22 protein-coding genes and 1 pseudogene are annotated in these 24,447 nt (G+C 60.5%); 8 read left to right on the forward strand and 15 right to left on the reverse strand.

All coding sequences use genetic code 11. The features are described from left to right. Nucleotides 1-53: 53 nt before the first annotated feature. Nucleotides 54-1,667, reverse strand: a complete 1,614-nt coding sequence (locus tag X727_RS152195) for an extracellular solute-binding protein (RefSeq protein WP_023746316.1) — start codon at nt 1,665-1,667, stop codon at nt 54-56. Between the two features lie 357 nt (nt 1,668-2,024). On the opposite strand from X727_RS152195, the gene X727_RS152190 reads away from it, so the two are divergent. The 3 genes from X727_RS152190 (at nt 2,025) to X727_RS152180 (ending at nt 5,624) form a co-directional block, all read left to right on the forward strand. After that, nucleotides 2,025-3,053, forward strand: a complete 1,029-nt coding sequence (locus tag X727_RS152190) for a LacI family DNA-binding transcriptional regulator (RefSeq protein WP_023834198.1) — start codon at nt 2,025-2,027, stop codon at nt 3,051-3,053. A gap of 415 nt (nt 3,054-3,468) precedes the next feature. After that, on the forward strand, nt 3,469-4,359 hold the full coding sequence (locus X727_RS152185) for an adenylate/guanylate cyclase domain-containing protein (protein WP_023746314.1): 891 nt from the start codon (nt 3,469-3,471) through the stop codon (nt 4,357-4,359). Between the two features lie 1,004 nt (nt 4,360-5,363). Continuing rightward, entirely contained in the window at nt 5,364-5,624 is a 261-nt protein-coding gene (locus X727_RS152180; RefSeq protein ID WP_023746312.1) for a hypothetical protein, read from the forward strand. Nucleotides 5,625-5,900: 276 nt separating this feature from the next. Here X727_RS152180 and X727_RS152175 read toward each other — a convergent pair whose 3' ends face one another. Further along, nucleotides 5,901-6,872 carry an EamA family transporter gene (locus X727_RS152175; RefSeq protein ID WP_023834199.1) on the reverse strand — a complete coding sequence of 324 codons (972 nt, stop codon included), beginning with the start codon at nt 6,870-6,872 and terminating at the stop codon, nt 5,901-5,903. Nucleotides 6,873-7,035: 163 nt separating this feature from the next. Between X727_RS152175 and X727_RS1000000169005 the strand changes: the two genes are divergently transcribed. The 5 genes from X727_RS1000000169005 (at nt 7,036) to X727_RS1000000166385 (ending at nt 11,570) form a co-directional block, all read left to right on the forward strand. Then, on the forward strand, nt 7,036-7,623 hold the full coding sequence (locus X727_RS1000000169005; RefSeq protein ID WP_245274160.1) for a CGNR zinc finger domain-containing protein: 588 nt from the start codon (nt 7,036-7,038) through the stop codon (nt 7,621-7,623). A gap of 273 nt (nt 7,624-7,896) precedes the next feature. Next, complete coding sequence (locus X727_RS152165) at nt 7,897-8,100, forward strand: CsbD family protein (protein WP_023669466.1); 204 nt, start codon at nt 7,897-7,899, stop codon at nt 8,098-8,100. A gap of 174 nt (nt 8,101-8,274) precedes the next feature. After that, nucleotides 8,275-9,762, forward strand: a complete 1,488-nt coding sequence (locus tag X727_RS152160) for an ATPase domain-containing protein (RefSeq protein ID WP_023734086.1) — start codon at nt 8,275-8,277, stop codon at nt 9,760-9,762. After that, entirely contained in the window at nt 9,759-10,799 is a 1,041-nt protein-coding gene (locus X727_RS152155) for a sensor histidine kinase (protein WP_023682268.1), read from the forward strand. Before X727_RS152160 ends, X727_RS152155 begins: the two co-directional genes overlap by 4 nt. A 579-nt stretch (nt 10,800-11,378) precedes the next feature. Then, on the forward strand, nt 11,379-11,570 hold the full coding sequence (locus X727_RS1000000166385; RefSeq protein WP_023715431.1) for a DUF3606 domain-containing protein: 192 nt from the start codon (nt 11,379-11,381) through the stop codon (nt 11,568-11,570). Nucleotides 11,571-11,583: 13 nt separating this feature from the next. Here X727_RS1000000166385 and ligD read toward each other — a convergent pair. The 13 genes and pseudogenes from ligD to nanR form a co-directional block, all read right to left on the reverse strand. Further along, nucleotides 11,584-13,349: pseudogene (gene ligD, locus X727_RS01000000164680) on the reverse strand (DNA ligase D). A gap of 96 nt (nt 13,350-13,445) precedes the next feature. Then, nucleotides 13,446-13,805 (reverse strand): DUF4112 domain-containing protein, encoded by a 360-nt coding sequence (locus X727_RS0133900; RefSeq protein ID WP_032998960.1) that lies wholly within the window; start codon nt 13,803-13,805, stop codon nt 13,446-13,448. A gap of 55 nt (nt 13,806-13,860) precedes the next feature. Next, nucleotides 13,861-14,355: a YidB family protein gene (locus X727_RS152150; RefSeq protein WP_023834201.1), complete on the reverse strand. Its 495-nt coding sequence runs from the start codon at nt 14,353-14,355 to the stop codon at nt 13,861-13,863. 51 nt (nt 14,356-14,406) lie between these two features. Next, the gene (locus tag X727_RS1000000167920) at nt 14,407-14,595 is read right to left on the reverse strand and encodes a hypothetical protein (protein WP_155923567.1); all 189 of its coding nucleotides are present in this window, start codon (nt 14,593-14,595) and stop codon (nt 14,407-14,409) included. A gap of 200 nt (nt 14,596-14,795) precedes the next feature. Continuing rightward, on the reverse strand, nt 14,796-16,709 hold the full coding sequence (locus X727_RS152145; RefSeq protein ID WP_245274161.1) for a hypothetical protein: 1,914 nt from the start codon (nt 16,707-16,709) through the stop codon (nt 14,796-14,798). A gap of 56 nt (nt 16,710-16,765) precedes the next feature. Further along, nucleotides 16,766-17,860, reverse strand: coding sequence for a sn-glycerol-3-phosphate ABC transporter ATP-binding protein UgpC (gene ugpC / locus X727_RS152140; protein ID WP_023705660.1), 1,095 nt, complete (start codon nt 17,858-17,860; stop codon nt 16,766-16,768). A gap of 12 nt (nt 17,861-17,872) precedes the next feature. Then, nucleotides 17,873-18,721: a carbohydrate ABC transporter permease gene (locus tag X727_RS152135; protein ID WP_023827582.1), complete on the reverse strand. Its 849-nt coding sequence runs from the start codon at nt 18,719-18,721 to the stop codon at nt 17,873-17,875. Next, nucleotides 18,721-19,662, reverse strand: coding sequence for a sugar ABC transporter permease (locus X727_RS152130; protein WP_023743575.1), 942 nt, complete (start codon nt 19,660-19,662; stop codon nt 18,721-18,723). The genes X727_RS152135 and X727_RS152130 overlap by 1 nt, the downstream gene beginning before the upstream one ends. Before the next feature lie 87 nt (nt 19,663-19,749). After that, nucleotides 19,750-21,405, reverse strand: a complete 1,656-nt coding sequence (locus X727_RS152125) for an extracellular solute-binding protein (protein WP_023682276.1) — start codon at nt 21,403-21,405, stop codon at nt 19,750-19,752. Between the two features lie 120 nt (nt 21,406-21,525). Beyond that, the gene (locus X727_RS152120) at nt 21,526-22,578 is read right to left on the reverse strand and encodes an NAD(P)-dependent oxidoreductase (RefSeq protein WP_023834203.1); all 1,053 of its coding nucleotides are present in this window, start codon (nt 22,576-22,578) and stop codon (nt 21,526-21,528) included. 14 nt (nt 22,579-22,592) lie between these two features. After that, nucleotides 22,593-23,369, reverse strand: coding sequence for an aldolase/citrate lyase family protein (locus X727_RS152115; RefSeq protein ID WP_023749392.1), 777 nt, complete (start codon nt 23,367-23,369; stop codon nt 22,593-22,595). A gap of 47 nt (nt 23,370-23,416) precedes the next feature. Continuing rightward, nucleotides 23,417-23,722: a putative quinol monooxygenase gene (locus X727_RS152110; RefSeq protein ID WP_023743577.1), complete on the reverse strand. Its 306-nt coding sequence runs from the start codon at nt 23,720-23,722 to the stop codon at nt 23,417-23,419. Next, on the reverse strand, nt 23,722-24,429 hold the full coding sequence (gene nanR / locus X727_RS152105) for a transcriptional regulator NanR (RefSeq protein WP_023743578.1): 708 nt from the start codon (nt 24,427-24,429) through the stop codon (nt 23,722-23,724). Before nanR ends, X727_RS152110 begins: the two co-directional genes overlap by 1 nt. Nucleotides 24,430-24,447: the final 18 nt, after the last annotated feature.

Raw genomic sequence — 24,447 nt, forward strand, 5'->3', positions numbered from 1 at the left:
CTGAGGGGAGGAACAGATGCTCCTCCCCTCCAGCGCTGATCCAGGGAGACGGATCAGCTGATCGGGTCGAGAACCGTCGGCCAGGCCTCCTTGTTCGTCCTGATGGCTTCGAGCAATTTGTCCTCGCCGATGCGGCGGGCGATCTTCTTCCACTCCGCTTCCGTGTCGGCCATCGCCTGTTCCGCTGTCTTGGCCTTGGTCAGCGACGCCATCAGATTTTCGTCCAATGCGTTGTGGAAGGCGGTGGCGCCGGGATAGTTGATCGTCGGCACCGTGCGGGCGACGGTCTCGCGCACCACGTCGATGTGGTAGGCGTGGTAGGTCTGGCGCACCAGCGGATCGGAGAAATCCGAGAGCCGGAACGGATCGAGATAGCCGCCCGGATTGGCGCTCATCCAGGCATAGATGCGGGCGGAGCCCAGCCACTGCAGCAAAAGGTAGGCGACCTCCTGGTTTTTCGACTGAGACGAGACCATGCCGGTCAGCGAGAACCACAGCACGGAACGGCTGATCAGCTTGCCGTCGACTTCGCGGCCGGGCGGCAGCATCGAGCCGATCTTGCCGGTGACGGCTGAATCCTTGTTGCCGGCATTGTCGAGGAATTTCGGCAGGTTCGAGAAGGCGCAGGTCATCGCCGCGCCGCCCTTGGCGAAATTTCCATACTGCTCCGGCCAGCCCCAGGAGATCGCGTCCGGCGAGTGATGAACGAGCGAGCCGACATATTCGTTGGTGGCGGCAATGCCGTGCTCGGAATTGATCAGCGGCTTGCCGTCGTCGCCGAACAGGAACTGGTTGGGCGATGCCATCGAGACATAGCGCTGATACCAGTTGGTGTAGCCCCAGCCCTGGTTGCGCAGGTCGGTGGAGCCGAACAGGCCCTTGTCGGGGCGCTGGAAGAAGCCCGCGATGTCACTGTGCTGCTTCCAGGTCTTCGGCGGCGCCAGATCGTAGCCGAATTTGTCCTTGAACGCCTTCTGCTCGGCGGCGTCGCCGAACAGGTCGGTGCGGTAGACCCAGGTCTGGAAGTCGCCGTCCAGCGACACGCCATAGTTGGACCCGCGATATTTGTTGAGCAGCGACACGCCCTTGGCGCCGTCGACATAGCCGGTCTTGGGATCGTCCCATTCGGGCTTGTACTGGGCGACGAAGTCGTCGAGCTTGGCGATGCCGCCGGTCTCGGCAAGGTCGCCGAGGCGGTTCCATTCCGTCGAGTAGATGTCATAGGCCCCACCCTTGGTGGAGATGTCCTGCATCGTCTTGGTGAATTCCTGGCCGTTCGGCAGGCCGACGATCTCGATCTGGATGCCGGTTTCCTTTTCCCACAGCTCCTGGATCGACGGCGCACCCGCCGGGAAAGGCTGTGTGAGTTGGCCAATCGAGCCATCCGACAGGCCAAGTACGATCTTGGCCGGTGCCTTGCCAGCTCCCTTCAAGGCCTTGGCCGCCTCAACGGCACGGCCTTCCGGCGTGTCGGCGCCATATTGATAGCGCTCGGCGCCCTCGAAACCGGTGGGGCCGCCGACCATGCCTGGCGCCAGCGCGTCGGCCGCAAGGGCACGGCCGGGACGGATGAATTGCGGGGCGATACCTGCCGCGGCTACGAACACCGCCGCCTTTCCTCCGGACCCCAGCAATCGGCGTCGCGATATGCGGATCAGATCAGACATTGGAATTCCTCCCTCAGGGCCAATGTTTCCTCCACGAGCCCATTGAGGGATATTGACGGCAGCACCGGAAGGCTGTCAACATCATAAATACTCAAAATACATCGTAACACCGCAACCGCAGAGAAAATACGTCATGCAAAGGTCGGCACACGGGCTCAATGCCTCGATTTGATGGAAAATCTGCCTTTCTGGCACGCGACTATCACGCCGGGCGACGCGATTTAGCCCAACCTCCTTGCGCATCGGCTAAGGCTCGATACATCATTTCCCATCAGAATCGCTGATGGCTGGCAGCTGTGGTGCCGTCGGACGGGCTAGCGGCATTGTGCGATCTGATGCATTGAGGAGATGAAGACGGTGCGTTCCACCTTGACTGACATAGCCCGGGAAGCCGGCGTTTCCGCCGCCACCGTCGACCGCGTGCTGAACAACAGGCCCGGTGTGCGGGCGCGCACGCGTGAGATCGTGCTCGAAATGGCGCAGCGCCTCGGCTACATCGCGGAGGGCCCGAACGGAGCGCCGCCCAGGCCCTCACCTGGAGAGGTCATCCGTCTCGACTTCGCTCTGCCGGCCGGCACCAATTCCTTCATCAAGATGCTGCATCGACACATCGAGGCGCAGGCCTTGGCGCGCCCCGATCTCGACGTCCACATCGCCACCATAGAGGGCTTCAACCCCGACCGGCTCGCCCGCCTGCTGCAAGAATTGCGTGGACAGACACAAGGCGTCGGCGTGATCGCGCTCGATCATCCAACGGTGCGCGAGGCGATCCGCTCGCTGTCGGCCAATGACGTCAAGGTAGTGACCATCGCCTCCGACATCCTGCATGTTCCGAGAGTGGCCTATATCGGCATCGACAACCGCGCCGCGGGGCGGCTGGCCGGCTATCTGCTCAACCGATTCATGGAATCGGGACGCCCAAGCAAGGTGGCGCTGTTCGCCGGCTCGCTGTCCTATCGCGGCCATGAGGAACGCGAGATGGGATTCCGGCACATCTTGACCGAGGAGTCGCCCAATCTCGAGATCGTCGAGATGCGCGAAATGCTGGATGACCGAGAGAAGGCTTATTCGGAAGCATCAGCGCTTCTGGACCGGCACCCCGATCTTGCCGCGATCTACAATGTCGGCGCCGGCAACACCGGCATCGCTCGGGCGCTCAAGGAGCGTGGACGCGCCAAAGACATTCTCTTTCTCGGCCACGAGGTGACAGACGGCACCAAGGAACTTTTGTTGGATGGGACGCTCGATGCGGTCATAGATCAAAATCCGCGCGTCGAGGCGCGGGAAGCCCTCAACATTTTAAGCCACTCTGTCAGGCACCTGACCTATGAACCGCATCAACCACGACTTCAGGTGATCTTCAAAGAGAATATACCTGAAATCTGATCAATGGATCCGTGATCTTATCGGAAAGCACTGCGTTGGCGTCGCCACCGGTCCCAAATACGAACGAGAGCCCGAATGATCTCTTGAAAGCCGCCGATCTGGCACCATTCCGCGCGAAGTCGGAGGGACAAGATCGGGTCGTGGTTGATGGTGCATGAGAAGGCCGCCGCCCGTTGCAACTCGGTCAGCCTTTCCGAACCTAAAAAGACCAAGTCCACTCATAGCACCTAGTCGCGAACGATTGGGGCGAAGAGGGTTCTGGATGTCGGCACGAAGCCGACGAATGGCATACGCCCGTCCGTCCGCGACGATCACCTGAGGCATCGCCCCGGCCCCAGGCGCACGAGCAGATATGTCGCAGGCAACCTCGTGTGTTATACACGCACGCTGACTTTTTGGGTCGGACACGAGATCGATGGACCAGGAAACGCTTCTTGCCGCAGTCCTCTTAGCTGATGTCGTGGGCAGCACGCCACTCTATGAGCGGATCGGAGACGATGCCGCTCTACAGCAGGTCTCGGATTGCCTGGACACGATGCGCGAGATCGTCGCCAAGCACGGTGGTGATTTCATTTACTCGAAGGGCGATGACATACTCAGCCTCTTCGAGAGCCCGGAAATGGCGCTGAGGGCCGTCTGCCAAATCAGCCACCAACTGACTAAAGGTCCGTTAAGCGCCCGTATCGGATTGCATTTCGGGGCGGTCATTCGCGCGCGGGGCGCGATATTCGGTGACGTTGTCAATGTCACAGCAAGGTTGTCCACCACGGCGAACCCCGGAGAGGTGCTGATCAGCCAGAGCTTCTGCGAAGCCCTTTCCCCGAGAAGCCGCAAGGGCCTGCGGCTCCTCGACAAAATGGCCTTGAAGGGGAAGCAAGAGTTCTTCGATGTCTATACCCTGTGGAGCGACGATGGGGCCCCCGGTACGCAGATCACCAGCCATGGCGCCACTACAGATAGACGCTCGGTCCTGCCGCGGCAGATTCATCTGGTCATCCGCTACAGAGATCAGCTGCGATCCTGTCGGAACGGCGAATCCGTGACAATCGGCAGATCGGCGGAATGCGACATCATCGTCGAGCGGCCCTGGGTATCGAGGCGCCACGCCGCCTTCACCATATTGAATGGCAGAGCTCGGCTTCTCGAACGAAGCTCTTCGGGCACGTTTGTGTCCATGGGACTGGGCCATGAAGTATTCGTACGCCGTGAAGATATTATCCTCTTCGGCTCCGGCGTCATCTCGCCTGGAGTGAAGTCGGCACTCGACGAAGCCCAGCTTCTTCACTACGAAATTGTCTCGGATTGACCCGGCCCGGCTACTAGCTCGACCGGTTTAGAGCTGGTTCGCTGGCGCCCTCAATGTCGCGCCGTACTCTTTGACAGCCATTGGGATCGACCGTTCACAAATGTGCCAAGGCCAATCCAGGAACGTCTGACTTCCGTTCCCTCGCTGAGTTCGACGGAGCCGCGGGCCGGTGCATCTCCCTCGCAGGATGCGGAGTTCTACCTGCTCCTAAGCCACATTCGGCAGGTGGATGGCTTCGGCAGCAAGCTGGCCCGCTCGATCGATGACGCGCTAGGTCTTGCCGCGAAAAGGCCGGTGCGTGCGAATTGTGCTGGACTGTCGGCCAGACAATGAGCTGGCGACGGGAGCGGCCGGCTGAAGCGGAATGCCCGGACCAATTCCCTGCCCTGTGTCGCCTTGATATCCCCAGGCGCTGAAGGTCAGCACAGGCTGTTGCAGCCCGGGTCGACGAACGCTTCATCAGACCATTTGCGCCGCAATAGCTCCTCGACCACCTGCGAAGGCTCGCGATTGGGCTACCGTCACGAAATTGGCGCAGAAGCGCAGACCACTGACATATCGCGACGTCGAGATGGAGCTCGATACCACCGTGTTTGCAGCACCGGGGGGAGATTCCTCTTGGGCCGATCGAGTTCAAGTTGGTGCGCCACATGCTCGAGGATCCTGAAAGGTGATCAGCCGTGATGAATTCATCGCAGCCGGCTGGTCGCAGAAAGCCAGTGTGAGCGCCCAGGTGGTCGACGTTCACATGAGCCAGTCGCGAAAGTTGTTGAAGCAGTCGTCGCAGAGTTGCCATTCGCACCGTGCGGCTTGCCGGCTATTCTCTCGATGACACTGCGGGCTGACGATCTCGGCGATCGGGTTCAGAAAGGTCGCTGCGTGACGCCGCAAGGGGACCGACGCGATGGGAAAGGTCTTGGTAGCTAGGGGACTTAGCGCCACCAACATTGCAGCCGTGGCGCTACGCTAATCGAGAGAAAGTCGAGGCGTATAGAACAAGCGACATGAGCGTGTCGGATTGTTTGCATTCAAACAACCTTTGCGACGCTATCCGTGCCTTCGCCTTGCTGGTGCCGGAGGAAATCATGACGTCGCCCGACAATTCGGTCGAACTCGTTCGCGACAAGAAGTGGACGGTCCGCATCACCGCCTACGGCAGCACCCTGACGTTTCCGTTCGAAGCGGAAAGCTATGCACGTTCTTATGCCGATGGTCAGGCATTCCGTCTCGGGGTTCAGGTGGCGGAACTGAAGCGATGCGGCTGACAGCTTGTCGACGTGTTGGCGGATAGCCTGCATTGCCATCGGAACGAATAGGTCGCTGATTGCAGCCTCGCGATTTTTCCATCAAATCCCGCCTGCAATCTTGACAGCAACTCGGCAAAATCCCTCGCCGACTAGTGTTGTCGTATGAGCTGAAGCTTTCCTCGCCGCCGGTGGTAGGCGGGATACGCTGCCGGGAGAGCCCTCTTTTCGCATAGACGAGAACCTTGTGCTTTTCCATCTCAAGGCTGATTGGCGGCTGGATGCGCGCGCCGTCTTTCATGTTCTGCCATCGGCCCGCGCGGAGCGTGGAATCAACGGTGGGGAAGCGGATGATGTTTCCTGTTTGCGCTCGCGTAGCGCAAGAAACGCTGCGAAGAGCATGATAGCCATGCCGATGATGTCGATCAGGCTAACCTCCTCGCCGTAGGTGATGATGCCAAGCACGACGGCAATCACGGGTGAGACGAAGGCAAATGCTCCGGCGCGCGAGGCGCCGATTTCGTGCAGGAGCCGGATAAATAGAGTGTAGCCTATGAACGAACCAAACAGCACGAGGAACAGCCACCCGACCCAGGCCGGCCAGCCCCAATCGCCTTTTAGAGCCGCGGCCGCGCCTGGCTCCACAACGAGTGAGATGAGAATTAGGAATGCGCCCCCGAAAAGGGTGGTGAAGCCGGCGATGAAGTCCGATGAATATACCTCAAGAAGCGGCCGCGCGAGCACCGAACCCCATGCATAGATTACAGCTGCCGACGCCACCGCTGTCATCGCCAGCAGCCGGAGCCCCCTGCCCTGCTGGTCTGCGTGTGTCCAACTAGCATAGGCCTCGGGCCCGAACAGGATGCACAGACCGGCCGCACCGAGCAAAATCGCAAAGAGCCTGCGGCCGTCATAGCGTTCGTCCCCCAGAAGCAACGCAAATCCAAGCAGCGTGACAGGGGTCAGCGAAAGCTCAAGAACAGCCGCGGTGCCCGTATCGACATAGAGCATGCCCCAAAAGAGTGGGCCATAGCAAAGCGGAATCATGAACAACGTAACAACGAAAAGACGCGGCCAACTCCTTTTCGCCACCCGTGGTAGAGCAGCGTCCCTTAGGCGCGTCGCGCTGAGGATCAGCAAGCCGGCTACTGTAAAACGCGTGCCTGCGAACATCAGAGGCGGCACGGTGGCGATCCCTGCCTTGATACCGATCCACGTGGTGCCCCAGATCACACATAAAACCAGAAATGTCGCTGTGTTGCGGTTCATCGGAAGCAGCCTTCGCTGGGCGTTGTTGGTTCGTCGTAACGGCCAAAGGACGTTTATTTCGTTACAACGGCCTCTTGCCAATACGGTTCCGCCAACCGATGTTTCCGGGATGGATGGTGCGAAGACTATCGTCGACATGCGCATGGTTGGCGGTCACCCCTGCTTGGACTTCGTCAACACGGTCGACGCGCGACGCGATGTGTGGGGGCCAGACCTCTTGCAGACCTATGCCGACCTGGTCGTCTGGGCTGGACGTGCCGATTTGATCGACGTCGATGAGGCGCGAGCACTGCTCGCGGAGGCTTCCGCCCGCCCGCTCCTTGCGGAGGCGGCATTGGAAAAGGCCAAGATTTTGCGCGAGGCCGTTTACGCGGCTCTCCAGGCCGAGGCGGCAGGCGCCCGGGTGCCGGACGATGCCTTGCAAATCGTGCGCGATACAGTCGCCCTAGCCCTGCCGAAGCGCTCGCTTTTCCCGTCCGGCGACCGCCTCGCTTGGCAGTGGACCGACGCAGCCAGTCTGAACACTATCGGCCACCGCGTGGCCTTTGAGACAGCCGAGTTTTTGGTGTCCAGGAATGACCGCCGCCGCGTGCGCGAGTGCACCGGGCCGAACTGCGGTTGGCTTTTCATCGACACCTCGCGTGGCGGGCGCAGGCGGTGGTGCTCGGATGAGAGCTGCGGCACACGCAGCCGGGTAAGGCGCTTCAGGGCAAAAGCCGCAGGGAACATGGCTCCCAACAGAAAGAATTAGTATCTGACGCCAGGCTTGGATGACGAACGCAGCATAGTTGGCTTCACGCTATCCCTGTCGCTGTTTGTTCAACGAAGCTGGTCTCGCGAGCGACTGTGGCCAAGACGGTGGAGACCACGGCCGGCGCGGCAAGCCATCATCGCGTTCCAGGGCGGGTTGCTTCGGGGCCGCCTACCTCGCCACGCTTCGATCGGTCGATCTGCTCAAACTTGACGGGAACTCCGCTAGCCTGACGGCGTTTTTCTCAGTCCGAAACAAACAAGGATAGGTGCCATGGACTGGAACCGTGTCGAAGGCAATTGGAAGCAGGTAAAGGGCAAGGTCAAGGAACAGTGGGGCAAACTCACAGACGATGATCTGGACCGTATTGCCGGTAACCGCGATCAGTTGGAAGGCAAGATTCAGGAGCGCTACGGCATTGAGAAGGACCGCGCCCGGCGCGACATCGATGACTGGTATGGCCGGCAAGGCTGGTAGGTCGCCGGTTCCAAACTGAACTTGAAAAAGGGCTCCGAGAGGTACGGCGCCCTTTTTTGCCGCGTTTCTTGTCGCCTTTTCGTGAGTCTCACGACAAGGGCGCTCACCGAGAGACGTGGAACCGCGAAAGGTGCCCGTCGTTATCTGGTTCTCGAAATTACATTGGGGGATTAGTTGGACAGAGACGACGCCTCGGCGATCACAACTGGAGTTAGCGGCCTCGACTACATTCTTCGTGGCGGCTACGCCAGGAACCGCTCCCATCTCATCGAAGGGAAACCAGGTTCTGGAAAAACCACTCTTGGCCTCCAGTTTTTGATCGAGGGCGCCAAGAATGGCGAGACATGCCTTTACATCACTTTGTCAGAAAGCAAGCGCGAACTGCTCTCGGTTGCTGGCCGTCACGGCTGGGATCTGAAGGGGGTGCAAATTCTTGAACTTGTGCCGCCGGAGCTCAGTTTCGATCCTGCGCAGCTACAGACATTGATCCATTCCTCGGAATTGGAACTCGGCGAAACCGTGCAGTCTGCCATGGTCGAGATCGGACGCGTCAGACCCGATCGCGTGGTGTTCGATTCGCTCTCTGAAATTCGACTTTTATCGCAAGGGTCACTGCGGTACCGGCGCCAGGTGTTGGCATTGAAGAGCTTCTTCATGCTCAACAATGTGACGGTGCTTATGCTCGACGACCTGACCGCTGAGCAGGATGACCTCAATTTGCATTCGATCAGTCACGGCGTCATTCGGATGGAGCAGCTGTCGCCCGTCTATGGTGGAGAGCGTCGGCGGCTACGCGTGATCAAAATGCGCGGCGTGCAGATCCGGGGCGGCTTTCACGATTTCGTCATTCGCCCAGGCGGCGTTATCGCCTATCCGCGGCTCGTTGCAGCCGAGCATGAGGTGGCCGAGCATGATACGCCGGCCATGAGCAACAACCGGATCGACACCCTGCTTGGCGGCGGGCTGGCCCGTGGTACCAGCACGATGCTGATGGGGCCGTCTGGCGTTGGCAAGTCTACAATTGCCTGCACCTATTGCTATGCCGCACTCGAGCGTGGCGAGCGTGTGCTGGTGCTGTTGTTTGACGAGACAAAGCGCATCTTCTTGGCGCGCGCCGCCGGGCTCGGCATGGACCTGGAGCCGTTTGCCGAGGACGGCACGCTGATGCTTGAATCTGTCAATCCGGCTGAGCTTTCACCAGGCGAATTGTCTTCGCGCATCCAAGCGGCCGTCGAAGAATCCAATGTGCGGATCGTCGTGATCGACAGCCTAACTGGCTATCTCAATGCCATGTCCGAAGAACAGCATCTGGTGCTTCAGATGCACGAGATCCTCACCTATCTCAATCAGAAGGCAGTGGCGACGATCCTGCTGTTGGCCAATCATGGGCTGTTTGGGCAAACGGCAGCGCCGGTCGACATGACCTATCTCTGCGATTCCATCATGCTTCTGCGCTTCTTCGAGAACGCAGGTCAGTTGAGACGCGCGATTTCCGTTGTCAAGAAACGTGTCGGCCCCCACGAAGAGACGATTCGTGAGTTTAAAATCGGCGGTAACGGCGTGGCCGTAGGTGAGCCACTGGAACAATTCCGCGGTATCCTGATGGGATCTCCGGAATTTGAAGGCAAGCCGACAGACCTTCTGAGGGACAAGGCGTTATGATGTCGTCCAGCCCCGCCGTTCTCGTGCTGGCGCCGCTTGGCCGTGACGCGAGGATCGCGGCCTCCATCCTGGCTACAAACCAGATTGCCTCGCGTGTGTGCGGCAGCTTGGAAGAGGCAGTGCCGCTTCTCGACGAGGCTCAGTGCCTTGTCGTGGCCGAGGAGGCCCTGCTCAGTTCCGATCGAACGCAGTTTGCGGCCTGGCTTGAAGCCCAACCCGCATGGTCGGATTTTCCGATCGTGCTTCTGACGATGCGGGGGAACGAAGTCGACACGCGGATGGCATTTCTGGACCGCTATCTGATCGTGCTTGAACGGCCATTTCTGGCTTCGAGCCTCGCCAACTCGGTGCGCTCCGCCTTGCGTGCCCGCGCCCGCCAGCGTGAGGTCCAGTCCTACATCGAACAGAAGCGGGAGGTCGCCGATCGGCAGAAATTGCTCATCCGCGAGCTGCATCACCGCGTCAAGAACACGCTGGCCAACGTTCGCGCCATGATGGGCGCGACGGCCAAGTCGAGCGGCAACGTCGATGATTTCGTACGCGATTTTTCAGCCAGGCTCGTTTCCCTGGCCCAGACCCATTCGATGCTTACCGACGATTATTGGCAGACTGCCTCGCTGCACAAGCTGCTCGAAAGCGAGCTTGACCACTATGAGACGCGCGACAGGCCGCGTATCGTTATGGAAGGCCCGAACGTAGCGCTAGTCGCCGACATTGCGGTCCCTGTCGGGATGGCTTTCCACGAACTGGCCTCCAATTCGTCGAAGTTTGGCGCGCTTTCGCAAACGGGAGGCCGCCTTGATGTCCGCTGGTCGTTAGGCGGGTCCGGCGATACACAGATCGTCAATCTTGACTGGCGGGAACGAGATGGGCCGAAAGTCGAGCAGCCCAGTCGCCGGGGGTTTGGCACGACACTTCTGGAAAAAGTCGTGACCGTGCAATGCAACGCCAAGATCGAATTGAACTACCATCGTGACGGCTTGCAGTTCACCATGGCCTTGCCGTTGCGAAACACGCGCCTTGTGCCGGCTTACTGAGCGGCAACGGAAAGGCTGGCTGGGCGCCGCGATAGGGATAACTGAGCGTCACTCGGCAGGCTGGTCTAGCGCTTTAGCCAAAACATCAGTTCCGAAAAAGACCGCCTCTATATCTCCCATATGCCTCTGCTACATTGCGAGAGCTCCGGCGTGGTCTATGCGGCCGACCTTGGTGATGAAGTCGAACTCGTGCCGCGGCGCTGTGACCCGGGTCATGCGTCCTAGACGAAACTTTGGGCTCCCGGAGCGCAGTTTTGTCGCCTTCGTGGTCACCCCCCGCCATTTTGCTCACGATCCTCGTTGATAGCCCGGATGCGCATCTGAATCATCTGCGACCCGTCTGGGTTCCGACTGGCGTCGTAAAAAACCAAGAGGCCCGCAGGCAGGCTCGATCGACGGTCAGCTATCCCGAACAGCAAACGAAATCACCCTCGCCTTTGGCCAACCAACTTTCGCCAGATCACCTTCGCAATGCCTGCGGCGCCAGTACGGTCGGACAGCCCGCGCCTCTGGCGGCCGAAGTGAGGCGCCGGGAACATACAACGTCGGTCGTTGTTTCTCTGATCAGGAGGAAAGATAATGGCAGACGATAAGAGCAAGCGTGATTTTCGAGATCGCAATCGTGTATCAGTCGATGAAGATTATGAGGTTCGCTATTTCGCCAAACAGCATCGTATCACGCCAGAACAGGTCCGCGAACTAATCAGAGAACACGGCAACGACCGGAAGAGGCTCGAACGCGAGGCAAGAAAACGGGCTGATATCGGCTGATGGTCGCGACGCATCACGCGGCTTTTCGACGAGCGGGTCTGAAAGGCTGCGCGAGCGTGAAAACGTCTGGCCGGATGCCCGCCTCGACTTGCTTCCATGTGACCGGGTGGGCAATTGGGAAGCCGGGCCGCGCTCGCGGGGAAAAAGCGCCTATTGCGGTATTGCCCCGTCCGTTGCGGAGATAGTCGAGAAAGATCCGGCCTCCTCGGGCTGCGGGGTCAGCTGTCAACAGGTATCGGTCAGGATCGGTATCAACCAGACGGTGGGCGAGCGACTTGGCCAGTTTCCGGGCGCTGTCATGGGTCATCTTCGCAACGAGCGGGGCCAAGTGGATGCCTTTGCCGCCAGTGACCTTTGGCCAGCTCTCCAATCCTGCCGCTTCCAAGATGCCCCGTAGCGCCAGCGTGGCCTCGATCACAGCGTCCCATGGCACGCCTTCTCCGGGATCGAGGTCGACGACGAGCCGGTCCGGATGTTCGATGTCTTCAATCGTCGCGTTCCAAGGATGAAGCTCAACGGCATCCTTCTCGACCAAGCCAAGCAGACCATCCATGTCATCTATCCATACCCGAATGCCTTCGCCGCCTTCGCGCTTTTGAACGCGGAGCTGGTGCACGGACGACGGTATCCGAGGTAGCGGTCCCTTGTGGTAGAAGGTTGCGCCAGAGGCGTGGCGGACCAGCTTCAGCGGTCGCCGAACGAGATTAACTAGAGCTTGATCAGCGACCCGCCGCCAATAGTCTGCCAGCTCTTCCTTGGAAGGTGCAACCGCATCGGGTAGCAGCTGGAGAATGTTCTCGCGCGGGACGCCGTGTTGGCCTTCCGACCTCCGCTTGGAGGGCGATGGAGGCTTGGGCGGGATTGCCTGAAGGTCCTCGCGGAGTCCCTTGAAGACCGCCTCACGCAAGATGCCCGGTCCGACACGCCACTGAATTGCACCTCGGCAAGAACGTCTGGTTCGACCCATGTCGCCTTGGGCTTCTTGATCGGCTCCGACAGCGGTGACTTGGCGATTACAAGCGGATCAAGCCGCTCCCTAACGCGCCGGGCTGCGTCCAGCGTATAGCCGGTCTGGGCCTTCCCGGCATAAAGCAGCCGGTCGCCCTCTCGCCTGCCGATGTACAACGATGCGATGCGGCGCGGCTGCGCGCCAAGTTTCTCGACGAAAGCCACGATTGGAAAAGTGTCGCTCTTGACACATTTGACCTTGACCCAACTGGTCTGGACGCCCGAGCGGTAGTGAGCATCCGCTCGCTTCGATACGATTCCCTCTATGCCCATCCGGCAGGCATGGTCGAACATATCCTTGCCGTTCACCTCCAGATGCTCGGCATAAGTCAGGGTTGGCTCGGTTTCGGTCAGCAGCTTCTTCAGCGCAGCCTTGCGCTTCACTAACGGTTGTTCCCGTCGATCACGGCCATCGAGGTACAGGAGGTCGAAAGCGTAGAGAGTCATCCGCAGCGAACTTGGGTTGCCCAGCTCACGTTCCAGGGCTTGATAGTCCGGCAGGCCGGTGTCGCCCAGGACGACAGCTTCACCATCGATGATAGCGGATTTGACCGGCAGGCTTGCCGCGGCCTGAACAATCCTCTTGTAACGGTGGGACCAATCGTAGCCGCGACGCGTGAATGCTCGCGCCTTTCCGCCTTCAACGACCAGCTGCGTCCTGTAGCCGTCATATTTGATCTCGTGAAGCCAATCTCCGCCTTCGGGAGCTTTCTCGACCAGTGTGGGCGATTGGAACTCGATGAACGAAAGCCGGTCAATGGCACTGGTCATATGCTCGCGACTCCAGGAATCGCGACTCAAGCCCCAGCGCCCCTGTCGGTTCCGAGCCTTTTAGAAGAATTGCATCGCGACGATTGGTTATCCGCCTCACTTGTTGATGTGACGGCGCAGCAGAGTGATGTTGCGATTGTTCGCCTTAAAATAGACGTCGAAGATCGAGCCGAGAATTGGGACACTTCCTACGAGCGTATCCAGCAGCACGTTGCCTAGCATGCGGGCGACCAACCCATTTCCGGCACCGACGTTTCGAGCTCGCAAGACGATGTAGGCCGAGACAATGCCCGTCGCCGCATCTCCGAGTACGGGAACCAGACCTACGAGCGCATCCAGTCCAAAACGAATTGATGTGCCTGGAATGCGCCAGCGGGAATCGAGTAGCGCGGCCAATAGATCCAACTCGGCAAGTACGTTTGCTGTATGACCACCGTGACCGCCCTGCCCGATCATGCCAACTCGCGCGCCAGTACGATTTAGTATCTCTCCCTGATGGATAGCCGTCACCTTAGATATCGCTTTGGCCGCCTGAATTCGCTTCCGTCCTGTGCGATGGCACGTCGTCGAGCAAGGTCGTCTCACCGGAGCTTTTCGGCGCCTCAACGGGCAATTCACCAGTAGGCGTCATCTTGCTGACGGCCTCAGGCAAATCTCGCGTGATCCGGCTTATGAGCTCCTCGCGCGATAGGCCGGTCTGCATCGAGAGGGAAGTCAGGGTGTCTTCGTCTATGGCTGCTTCCACCTCGCTTGGCTGGATCGGCTCGTTCGGCCCGGTGCCTACCCACGAATCGACCTTCGATCCGGCGCCTGCCCCTCTGAACCGGTCGAGAATATCGCCAAGCGCGGTCCCCGAAACGCCTTTTGAAAGCTGATCCAGAATCCCGCCTTGCGGATCATTTGGGTTGCGATCGCCCGCTCCACGGATCATGTCGCCGATCTTGTCGCGATTTTGGTATGCCAAGACGCCGAGCATCGCGATCGCCAATTTTCCCAGGTTAGCCATTGGTACCTCCACTGTTCAATGGACAAGGGCTCAACATCACAAAAGTTCCGACTAGCGACGATCTAATTGAATAAGGGCTGGCGTATCGACACAGACGTGAGCGGTGCTGCCTAACCGGCTTGTTTCCGTTTGCGGTGCGGCTTCGGCCTCGCAGACGTTGATCGTGCAAAGCTCGTTGCCTGCCTGATCGCGCATGCGCACTAACCATCCGGTCATATCGTCATCGCCCAGATCAGCCAACAGGCCGATTCCGCAACGGATCGCTTCGGCGCGAGCGGCCTCAAAACTTGGCGTCTCGGCAGGCGGAACCTAGCGAGCCTGGTCGCCGTCGCGATAGTACAACGTATAAGCGAGATGGATTCCACGCGCTGCCTTAGAGTATGGAACTATCACCCTCATCCTTGACGGGGGTTTGGCCAAACAGCGAACATCGGCTAGGCCTAAGACGATCGATTGAGGTCGACTCGCGCGACGGCGTAGGCGCCAAGCGAGATGCTTTGATCATCCAGCGGTCTTGCGGAACTTTCCATGAAGTCGGGATCGGTTGCCGCCCGCTCGAACTGCTCGGCGCCGAGAAGAGCAATGCGGGCGCTGCTCGGCGAATCCGAAAGCCGCACAGATTGCGTCTTGGCGGTAAGGTTAGCGACCCACAGGGTCACGCGGCGATCTTTTTCAGCCGCGATCGTGGCGACGCCGTCAGCGCCGGAAGTTCCTACGGACAGCAAGGTGGCTCCGCCGAGCTTTGAGAGACCAGCCAAGACATGGAAAGCGGGATAGACCGTTGGGCCATCCTGCTGATCATACCATGGCTGCACGAAATCAGCCTTCCTGTGGATTTGGCCAAAGGGGCCGGCGAAGTCACCGAACGCGACGGCCTCGATTCCTTCGCGAGCGCAGGCCGCGAAATATCCGACAGTCCAAGCCGCATTGAACAGCCCGCGCTGACGAGGATCAATGCGCGATAGACAGACGCGAGCGTTCGCTTCATTCGGCGCAGTGGATTTTCCGTATGGGTTCTCACGGCAGCCGAGCTGGATGGGACCGATACGCATTGGCAAGCGTTCCCCCATGAAAGCATGCGCGGAGCGGATTAGATGGGGGATTGCCTGAAGTGTCTCCATCACCGAGACATCATCTGCGGCGTGCACGCTTGGACAGGTGGTGAAGGTCACGTAGTCGAGCGCTTCGGCTGGCGGACGCTTGCGGTTGAGTTCGGTGAAGTACGCGGCCATGCCGCCGCCCAGCGCGATGCCCGGGAAAGCCCGGCGAGCGGCGGAGCAGCTTTCGTGGAAGCTGGGCATAGTCGGCCACGGTGCTCCCGGCTGTACGGATGTCATGTCCTGCGCCGGAAATACGGAGACAGCTTCTAGTTTGAGGCCGAGTGAGTGGACAGCATCCGCGACCGGCGCCAATTCGCCGAATGGATCGCGCGTGCCCTTGGTGACAATCTCGAGGACCACGCCAGCGCCGGTCAGCCGTGCGAGCGCGGCGTAGCTTTCTAGTTCGTCCTGGCCGTGTGCGATCCGGAGATCGACCTGGCAGACCATCCACTGCGGAGCCATTCGTCGTAGGAGCTCGGGGGTTTCGAGCGCGTGCTTTGCCTCGTCGGCGGCGACGCCGACGCCAGTGCGGGGCACTCGGCCGACCGGTCCGCCGATGGTCAGGTTGATGAGTGGATTGCGATTTTCAGACGTCCCGGCAGGGAGCGTTCCTGACACGTGAAGCCGGACGGCCTGCGTGAATTTCTGGCCTCTGGGCAGTCTGTAAGGCCACGGGCGACGCAGAGGGCGGACATATGTTTTATACGAGGCGTCAGACCAATTGCGTTGGTCCTCCATCTCAAAGGCATCACCCTCCATGGTGCATGTCGCCCAGATCCCAGGCGCGATCTCGTGCGCCAACGCCCGGATGTCGGTGAACGGACATTTTGGATCGATTTGGTCCGGAAAGAACGATAGCTCGTCGTGACCATCCTCATGCAGCACCCTTATCGGCTTGCCGGCCAAGGCCTCGATCGGATGAAGGACGACGAAGCCGGTCCGGTTCGTCAAAAGGTCGGTCTCGGGCTCTGCCTCCGCCACAAACGACAGCGCACCATCGCTGCTGCCTGAGACGCGCGCCCGGTAAATCAGGCGGCCGGATGTTGCGGCACATGTTGCACGGTATTCAATGGCGAACGCATCCGGCCTCTCGTCGATCCGCAGATCATCGAGAACGGGGGTACATGTTCCCCAGTTTTCGTCCCGTACAAGAAACGAGATTCCGCGCAAGATTTCGATCGTCCCGATGCGGATGTAACGCAAGGCGCCATTGTCGAACGCGACCGACAAGGATCCGGCGCGCAGCGTGCACAACGGTGCCTCGAGTTGTTCGGTGCCACACAAGCGGACTGGCAGGGAAGCTGTCGAGGTCAAATTGCCCGCTCCGTCGTGGCGTCGAAGATCGAGGCCCGGTTCATGTTGATGTCGATCGCAAGCTTCTCGCCCGGACGGCTGACATCGTGCGCCTGCAGCTCAGCCATCACCGGCGCGCCGGCCAGTCGGAATGTCGCGTAACTGCGCGAGCCGGTCGGCTGCAGCAGGTCGATCGTTGCCTCATAGCGAAACGTGCCCTGCTCCGGCATGGCAGTGTGCGCACGAGTGAGGTGTTCTGGCCTCAACCCGAGCAGCACCTGCTGTCCGTCCGCGACGCCCTTCAGCCCCCTGCCGGGCGCTAAGGGTAGCAGTGCATCTGCGAGCCGGATGGCAGCGGCGCCTGCGTCCAAGGCAAGGGTGCCTGGCAGGAAGCTCATCCGCGGCGAACCCAGGAACCCAGCGACGAACGTTGAGGCCGGGTGCTCGAACAACTCGAGTGGCGCGCCCTGCTGCTCTATCAACCCGTCGCGCATCAGCACGATACGGTCAGCCAACGTCATCGCTTCGATCTGGTCATGGGTGACGTAGATCATCGTTGTCGCAATGTCCTGGTGAAGGCGTTTGATTTCGCCGCGCATTTCGTCGCGAAGCTGTGCGTCGAGGTTGGACAGCGGCTCGTCGAACAGAAAGATGCGGGGGTTGCGGACTATGGCGCGGCCGATGGCGACGCGCTGGCGCTGGCCACCGGATAATTGGCGCGGAAAACGCCCCAGCAAGGGAGTGATGCCAAGCATGCGTGCCGCCTCGGCCACGCGCACCTCGACCTCTGGCTTCGGCATCTTGCGAGCCTTGAGGCCGAAGCCGATGTTCTTGGCCACGCTCATATGCGGATAGAGCGCATAATCTTGAAACACCATTGCCACGTCGCGATCGCGCGGCCGGAAATCATTGACCACCTCGCCGCCGATCTCGATCGTGCCTTCCGATATCTCCTCCAGGCCGGCGATGGTCCGGAGCAGCGTGGACTTGCCGCAGCCGGACGGTCCAACCAGGACGGTGAACTCGCCGTCGCGGATGTGGAGGTCAATGCCGCGCACGGCATGGAACGCGCCGTAGCGCTTGTGCAAGCCGGTAATTTTGACTTCGGCCATGCGGGAGCTTTCCTAACCGCGAACGGCGCCGAGCGTCAGCCCGCGCACCAGATGACGTTGAGCAAGGACCCCGAGGGCGATCGATGGCACAAGGGAGACGATGGCAAGGGCCGCGGCTTCCCCATATTGCGCGCCCTGGAAGCCGATGAAGGCGCGGAAGACCGTTGGCAGTGTAAAGGCAGTTCGGCTGGTCAAGATCAGAGCGAAGAAGAACTCCGTCCAGCATGCAATGAAGGCGAAGACAGCCGCCGCGACGATGCCCGGTGCTGCGAGCGGCACGGCAACGCGCCAGAACGCCTCCCATCTCGTGCAGCCATCGACGAGGGCCGCCTCCTCCATCGACTTCGGCATGCCGCGGAAATAGGCGAACATCATCCACACCGAGACCGGCAGCGTGAAGACCGTATAGGCGATGATCAGGCCGACATGAGTGTCGTAGAGCCCGACCTGGCGATAGATCAGGAACACCGGCAGCACGATCCCGATCGGCGGCAAAAAGCGCTGCGACAGCACCCAGAAAGACAGATGCTTGCCGCCGGTGTCGTAGCGCGCCAGGCTATAGGCCATTAGCGTGCCGAGCAGCGCCGAAAGCACCGTGGCCGAAAGCGAAATAATCAGGCTGTTGATGAGCCCGTCGAGACCACGATAGGCGAACAGCGCAGCTTTGTAGTGGACAAGCGTCGGAGCGGCGGGGAACCAGACAGGCGGTACGGTGAGGTAGTCGTCGCTGGGCTTGATGGAGGTGTTGAACATCCAGTAGAGCGGCCACAGCACGAACACCAGGAAGAACCCCAGCAGCAGAATTCGGCCGATCGGCAACGACCGGCGTTTCCTGCGGCGGGCGGGCGCGACGGCGGCCATCAGACCGGTTCTACCTTCAAGAGCCGACGCACCAGCAACGTCACGATGAGCGCCGTAAAGATCAGGAACAGCCAACTTCCTGCTGTTGCCTGCGACAGATGAAACTGTGTGAAGCCGATGGTATAAAGATAATAGGAGGCCGTGTAGGTTTGTGTTCCCGGGCCACCCCCTGTCATGATGAAAATGGTATCGAACATACGGATTGCGTCGAGCAGACGGAAGGTCAGCGCCAGCAGCATCATCGGCCCGAGATGCGGGAGCGTGATCGCCCAAAAAACCTGCCAGGCGTTGACGCCGTCGAGTTCTGCCGCCTCATAGAGATTGGGTGGGATTGCGGTCAGCCCGGCGAGCAGGATGACGAACATGAACGGCGTCCACTGCCAGACATCGGCGATGATCAGCGAGACGTAGAGCCACGGGCGCTCCGTCATCCAGCCGATCGTAACCTCCTGCCCCAATAGTTGCGTCAGGATATAGTTCGTCGGTCCGAAAGGCCGCTGTAAAAGCAGCGTCCAGGCTTGGCCGACGATGACCGGGCTGATGAACAGCGGCACGATCAGGATCGACATGATCACACCGCGGCCCGGAAAGCTGCGCACCATTGTCAGCGCCACCAGGAGGCCGAGAACGAATTCTATAGCGACGCTGATGCCCGACAGCGATGCTGTCAGCAACAGGGACCAACGTGCTACGGGATCGAACACGACCCGCTCGAAGTTGTTCAATCCGACAAAGGCGTGGCCCGGCACCTGGAAGTCGTAGTTGATGAAGGATACCACCAGCGAGAACAGAAGCGGATAGATCGACAGTGCCAATATCAGCAGCACAGCGGGGCCGACCAGCAGCCACTTGAAATGACGGTCTGCCCATTGAGCAAAGGCAGACAGCCGGGGCGGTGCGCCGGCTGCCTTCAAACGACGGATCGTGGCGGTGGGCTGCATAGGCGTATCCAAAATCGCCGCTTAGCGGGGAGGTGTTGCGAGCCAAGCGCCCGCAACACCGATTGCTCCAGAGAAGTCCGCCTGCCCTCAGAGGGTGACCGCCATGCCAAGTTTTTCCACCGTGTTGTCGGCGGTGGCGCCAGGCAGTTTCAAGAACTCGGTGTAGAAGCCCTTCTGCGAATCCACACCCAGTCGGTCGGTCGTCTCGTTCCACTCGGCGGCCGCCGTTTCAAGCGACGCCTTCGGATCCGCACCAGCCCACACCGCCGTGCACATGCGATCGATGCTCAAGAAGTAGTCCTGCGCGCCTGGCATGATCGGGTCGAGCAGACCGACATTTGCCGAGTTGTTGAGGTTGGCAAGGTACTCCTTGGCACTCGGGAAGAGCGCGCCGTAGAGCTCGGACTTGAAGTGCGAGATGCGGTACGGGTCGCGTAGCGCGTAGGGCAGCATGCAACGTGCCAGCGAGACGGGTGGCGAGCATACCCATTGCATGAACAGATATGCCGCCTCGGGGTTGGGCGAGTCGGCCGACAGTGCCTTGTTGTAGCCGGTGGCATGTTCCGGATTTCCCGGAACCACGGCATAGCCGACCTTGCCGGCGATCTGAGACTGCGGAATGAAGTTGATTGCCGTGGCCGACTGCGAATAGTTCGCCGCCATACGGCCGCTAGGAGGCCAGGAATAGATCATCGCGACTTTGCCGGTCAGGAAAGCCGCCCACAAGGAGACGGCGTCGAGCTCGTTGTTGCCGGGGATCGAGGCCTTGTTTGCGGCGAGCATGTTTGTCAGCGTCTTGACGCCGGCATCCGAAACCAAACCTGCCTTCATGTCGTCGCCGAAGAGTTTTCCGCCGTTGGCCCGGTACTGCTGCAGAAAGTCGAACTGATTGCCGGGGCTGCCTGCCTTGCGGAAATGTCCCGCGCCATAGACCTTTGGCGCCATCTGGTCGGTGATGAACTGGGCGATCTGGGCATATTCTTCCCATGTCTTGGGCGGTCCAAGCTTGGCGTTGAACTTCGCCTGGTAAGCCTCCATCATTTTCGGATCCTCGAAAATGTCCTTGCGGTAGTAGAGAGCGAACATGTCGCCGTCGTCGAAGAACCCCCAGATCTTGCCCTTGTAGGTCGGCAGCGCCTTGTACAGGGGATGATAGTCCTCGAGGTCTGCCGGGTTCATGTATTTGGCGATGTAGTCGTCTAGCGGGGCGATGACGCCGCCATCGGCAAGCGACGGCGTCCAGGCCGGCGAGATGTCGAGGACGTCATAGGCACCCGAGCCGGCGATGTGCTCGGCGACTGCCTTGGAGTACTGGTCCGGGTTCGACAGCTCGACGACATTCGACTTCATCCCGGTAAGCTGCTCCCACATCGGCCCACTGAAATTGCGCGGGTCGAGTGCCTGCAGGCCAGCCTCGTAGGTCATGTTGAGGGTGACGCCCGAATGCGCCTTGGCCGCCTCCGCCGCGCGAAAGGCGGAACCGTCCGCAGGCCCTTCCTTCGATGCTTTCAGGGCTGCGGCCTGCGCCTGGCCGAGCGGCGACGTGCCGTCCGCCAATTCCAATGTTTGCTGCGCCAGCGCCCAATCGGTCATCATCCCCAGCAGCGGGCCGGACACGGCCAACATGCCGGTCATCTGACCGAAGCGGGTGATGAAAGTTCGGCGGGTGGTTTCGCCGCGCATGAAGGCGTCGACCTCTGCTTCGAGACCTGCCTGAAAGTCACGTTTTTCACGATCGTTCATAATGCTTGGTCCTCCCATTTTCCTTTTGCTTCACTCGTCCGCCGGCGCAGCGGTCAAGCATTTCCTCCCGTAAGGTCGCCGCAAACAGGCCGCGGCGGCGCGCCGAAAATCAGTGTCCTCCTAGGTTCCAAAGCGGGCGGCGAGCCCAGACAGCCTGGTCTTCCACAGCTCGCTCGAAAGCACCTCGCGATTGACCACGCCGCGCGGCTCGCGACCGCGCTGCACCTCCATTACCGCTTTGACGTCCGCGGCACCGTTGCCGGCAAAGCACTGGTCGGTCCAGCAAAGCGCGTGCGGCGCCAGGATGACATTGTCGAGTTTGAGGATCGCATCGTCTGCGTCGGGAGGCTCTTGTTCCAGCACGTCGAGACCGGCGCCGGCGATGCGGCGCTCCTGCAGTGCTTTCGTCAGCGCTTTCTGGTCGACGATCGGGCCGCGCGCGGTGTTGATCAGGTAAGCTGTCGGCTTCATCAGGGCGATCCGCTCGGCATTGACGATGTGGTGGGTCTGGGGCGACAGGGGGCAACTCACCGACAGCACGTCGGCGCGGCGAAACAGATCCTCCAGCCCTACCAGCTCGACGCCCAGGTCGGCAGCGACCCCCTTGTCGGCAAACGGGTCATGGGCGATGAATTGCATGTCAAAGGGCCTCGCCAAGCGGAAGACCTCGGCACCGATGTTGCCGATGCCCAGCGACCCAAGCGTACGCCCGACGAGGCCGACCCCCATATGTTCGGAGCGCTTCTCAAAACCAACAGACCCTTTGCGGGTGAGCGCGTCCTTTGTCAGCAGCTTGCCGGTCAGCGCCAGCATGAAGGTGATGACGGATACGGCGACGGGCCGTCGCACGCCATCGGGCGTGATGACCAAGGCAATACCGGCTGCGGTGCATGCCTCAACGTCGACAGTGTCGTAGCCGACCCCGAAGCGGGCAACGACGGCCAGGCGGCCGCTCCTGGGGACACTCGTGGCATCGAAACGATGGGCGAGGAGGATGAGCGCATCGAAATCCTCAAGTTGGTCGGCGCGAAGCGGACTGTTTGACTCCAGGAACACCATCTCGACACCTGTCGCATTGCGCAGCGGCTCCAGATCGAAATCTGGGTAGGTCGGCGAGCCGTCCGGCTTGCGGAAATCACCGGAAAGCGCCACCCTGAATTCTACGCCGTCCATCGTCTCCTCCGCTCCTATTGGCACCCGGCCCGGATCTTGGAAACCGCGTCGGCGATCGCGTCGTGCAGGACCCAAACGTCGCCTGAATAACAAATGAAATCGAAGCCCTGTGCGTAGAACTCGTGTCCCTGGGCGACGTTGGGCACCAAGCGTCCAAGCGATTTGTTGTGCTTTTTGGCGGCGGCAACGATTTTGGCCATTGCAGCAGTGAAAGTGGGGTGGGCGAAGTCGCCAGGAATGCCGAGCGAGACGGACAGATCGAAATGCCCGACCCAAAGACAATCAACCCCGTCCAGTCCCGCGATGCCGTCAATGTTCTTGACGCCGTCGGCGGTCTCGATCAGGCAGATGAACGTGGAGCGCTTGTTGGCGGCCTCGAATTTATCAGCGACCGAGCCTGGGCGGTAGCGGTCATGAGCGATCTGCAGCGCCACACCGCGGGCGCCGGCAGGGTGGTACTTCATGGAGTTGATGATGTGCTGCGCCTGTTCGACGCTGCTCACCATCGGCGCGATCAGGCCTTCGGCGCCCATGTCCATGGCGCGGGCGAGGAAATGGTAGTCCTGCGACGGCACACGCACCATGACCGGCAGATCGGCCGCCTCGAAATAACGGATCGCACTCTTCAGCGTTTCCAAGCTAAATCCCGAATGCTCCATGTCGAAAAAGACGAAATCGCAGCCAGCGGACTTCAGGATGTGACCGATTCCCGGCGTGGCGAACTCGGCGACGAGCGTGCCGAGCTTGACCCGCCGGTGAGAAACTAACGCCCTGAGACTTGGCTCCGACATGCACTTCCTCCCGTTCGCCCCAATGGGGCAATCCGCCTACGTTCTCTTCAATGCGTGGCCTCAAGAACGAGGTCGCAGGTCGTCACCAACTTGGTCACGACGAGCGGCGCGCTCCGCGTATTGAATTCGTCGAAATGAGCGGTGCGGCAATGGTCCTCGAATGCGGCCTCGCTATCGTAAATTTCATAGAGCAGGACCCGATCCGGTTCGCCACGCGCCTCCGTCACGTCAAAGCGGCGGCAGCCGGCCTCGGTGCGCATCGACGCGGTTGCATTGGCGTCGACAAGTTCTCGGAACCTGTCCCGGGCATCAGGCCTCAGGCGGAAATCGACCCAGACGACAAATCCGGTCATCACTTGGGCCTCGCAAGTTGCAGATACCGCTTGGCCACATATTCGAGATGGCTGCGCATGGCCGTCTCTGACGCGTCTGGATCGCGCGCGGCGACGGCCTCGAAGATTTCGCGATGAGCCTGGTAAGCCTTGCGGTCTTCACCCTTGGCCAATGTGGTGCGACGCTGTTCGAGCAACCATTCAGCCAACGCCGCGTGAATAGCTGTAAAGATCCGATTGCGGGTGATTACCGCCAGCACGTAATGGAAGTCTACGTCCGTGCGCTCGAAGCGCGCCAGGTCGCCGATTGATTGACGGTTGAGTTCGAGCGCCTCCTTGAGGCTCTCAATGTCTTCCGGGGTAGCATGCACAGCGGCGTTGCGGGCAAGGCCGACCTCGAAAAACAACCGCGCGCTCTGGAAGTCGTGAACCCCTCCCGGCGCCGAAATCATGTGCCGAGCCGGCCCTGCAAGGGCGTCGATCACGAATTGAGGAGTGGGTCGAGTGACGCGGGCACGCTCCCCCGATTTTACCTCGACAAGGCCCATTTTGCTCAGATGCAGCAGCGCCTCACGGATGGAAGGCCGCCCTACCCCGAACTGCCGCATGAGTTCCCGTTCAGATGGGAGACGGTCGGCTTCGGCCAACTCTCCCTCTCGGATCATCCGCTCGAGGTGCGCTGCCACCTCGTCCGAAAGCTTCCGCTGTTTGATCAGAACTCCGATCATGTGGCATACCTGTTATAC

The sequence above is a fragment of the Mesorhizobium sp. L103C105A0 genome, from assembly GCF_000502215.1.
Taxonomy (GTDB): domain Bacteria; phylum Pseudomonadota; class Alphaproteobacteria; order Rhizobiales; family Rhizobiaceae; genus Mesorhizobium.

Excerpts from the sequence above, each read along its gene's own strand:
- X727_RS152175 (WP_023834199.1), bottom strand. The coding sequence starts at position 6,872 with ATGAACCGCAACACAGCGACATTTCTGGTTTTATGTGTGATCTGGGGC.
- X727_RS152115 (WP_023749392.1), bottom strand. The coding sequence starts at position 23,369 with ATGTCGGAGCCAAGTCTCAGGGCGTTAGTTTCTCACCGGCGGGTCAAG.
- X727_RS1000000166385 (WP_023715431.1), top strand. The coding sequence starts at position 11,379 with ATGGCAGACGATAAGAGCAAGCGTGATTTTCGAGATCGCAATCGTGTA.
- X727_RS152120 (WP_023834203.1), bottom strand. The coding sequence starts at position 22,578 with ATGGACGGCGTAGAATTCAGGGTGGCGCTTTCCGGTGATTTCCGCAAG.
- X727_RS152110 (WP_023743577.1), bottom strand. The coding sequence starts at position 23,722 with ATGACCGGATTTGTCGTCTGGGTCGATTTCCGCCTGAGGCCTGATGCC.
- X727_RS152125 (WP_023682276.1), bottom strand. The coding sequence starts at position 21,405 with ATGAACGATCGTGAAAAACGTGACTTTCAGGCAGGTCTCGAAGCAGAG.
- X727_RS152135 (WP_023827582.1), bottom strand. The coding sequence starts at position 18,721 with ATGGCCGCCGTCGCGCCCGCCCGCCGCAGGAAACGCCGGTCGTTGCCG.
- X727_RS152165 (WP_023669466.1), top strand. The coding sequence starts at position 7,897 with ATGGACTGGAACCGTGTCGAAGGCAATTGGAAGCAGGTAAAGGGCAAG.
- ugpC (WP_023705660.1), bottom strand. The coding sequence starts at position 17,860 with ATGGCCGAAGTCAAAATTACCGGCTTGCACAAGCGCTACGGCGCGTTC.
- X727_RS0133900 (WP_032998960.1), bottom strand. The coding sequence starts at position 13,805 with ATGATCGGGCAGGGCGGTCACGGTGGTCATACAGCAAACGTACTTGCC.
- X727_RS152195 (WP_023746316.1), bottom strand. The coding sequence starts at position 1,667 with ATGTCTGATCTGATCCGCATATCGCGACGCCGATTGCTGGGGTCCGGA.
- X727_RS152130 (WP_023743575.1), bottom strand. The coding sequence starts at position 19,662 with ATGCAGCCCACCGCCACGATCCGTCGTTTGAAGGCAGCCGGCGCACCG.
- X727_RS152155 (WP_023682268.1), top strand. The coding sequence starts at position 9,759 with ATGATGTCGTCCAGCCCCGCCGTTCTCGTGCTGGCGCCGCTTGGCCGT.
- X727_RS152180 (WP_023746312.1), top strand. The coding sequence starts at position 5,364 with ATGAGCGTGTCGGATTGTTTGCATTCAAACAACCTTTGCGACGCTATC.
- nanR (WP_023743578.1), bottom strand. The coding sequence starts at position 24,429 with ATGATCGGAGTTCTGATCAAACAGCGGAAGCTTTCGGACGAGGTGGCA.
- X727_RS152185 (WP_023746314.1), top strand. The coding sequence starts at position 3,469 with ATGGACCAGGAAACGCTTCTTGCCGCAGTCCTCTTAGCTGATGTCGTG.
- X727_RS152150 (WP_023834201.1), bottom strand. The coding sequence starts at position 14,355 with ATGGCTAACCTGGGAAAATTGGCGATCGCGATGCTCGGCGTCTTGGCA.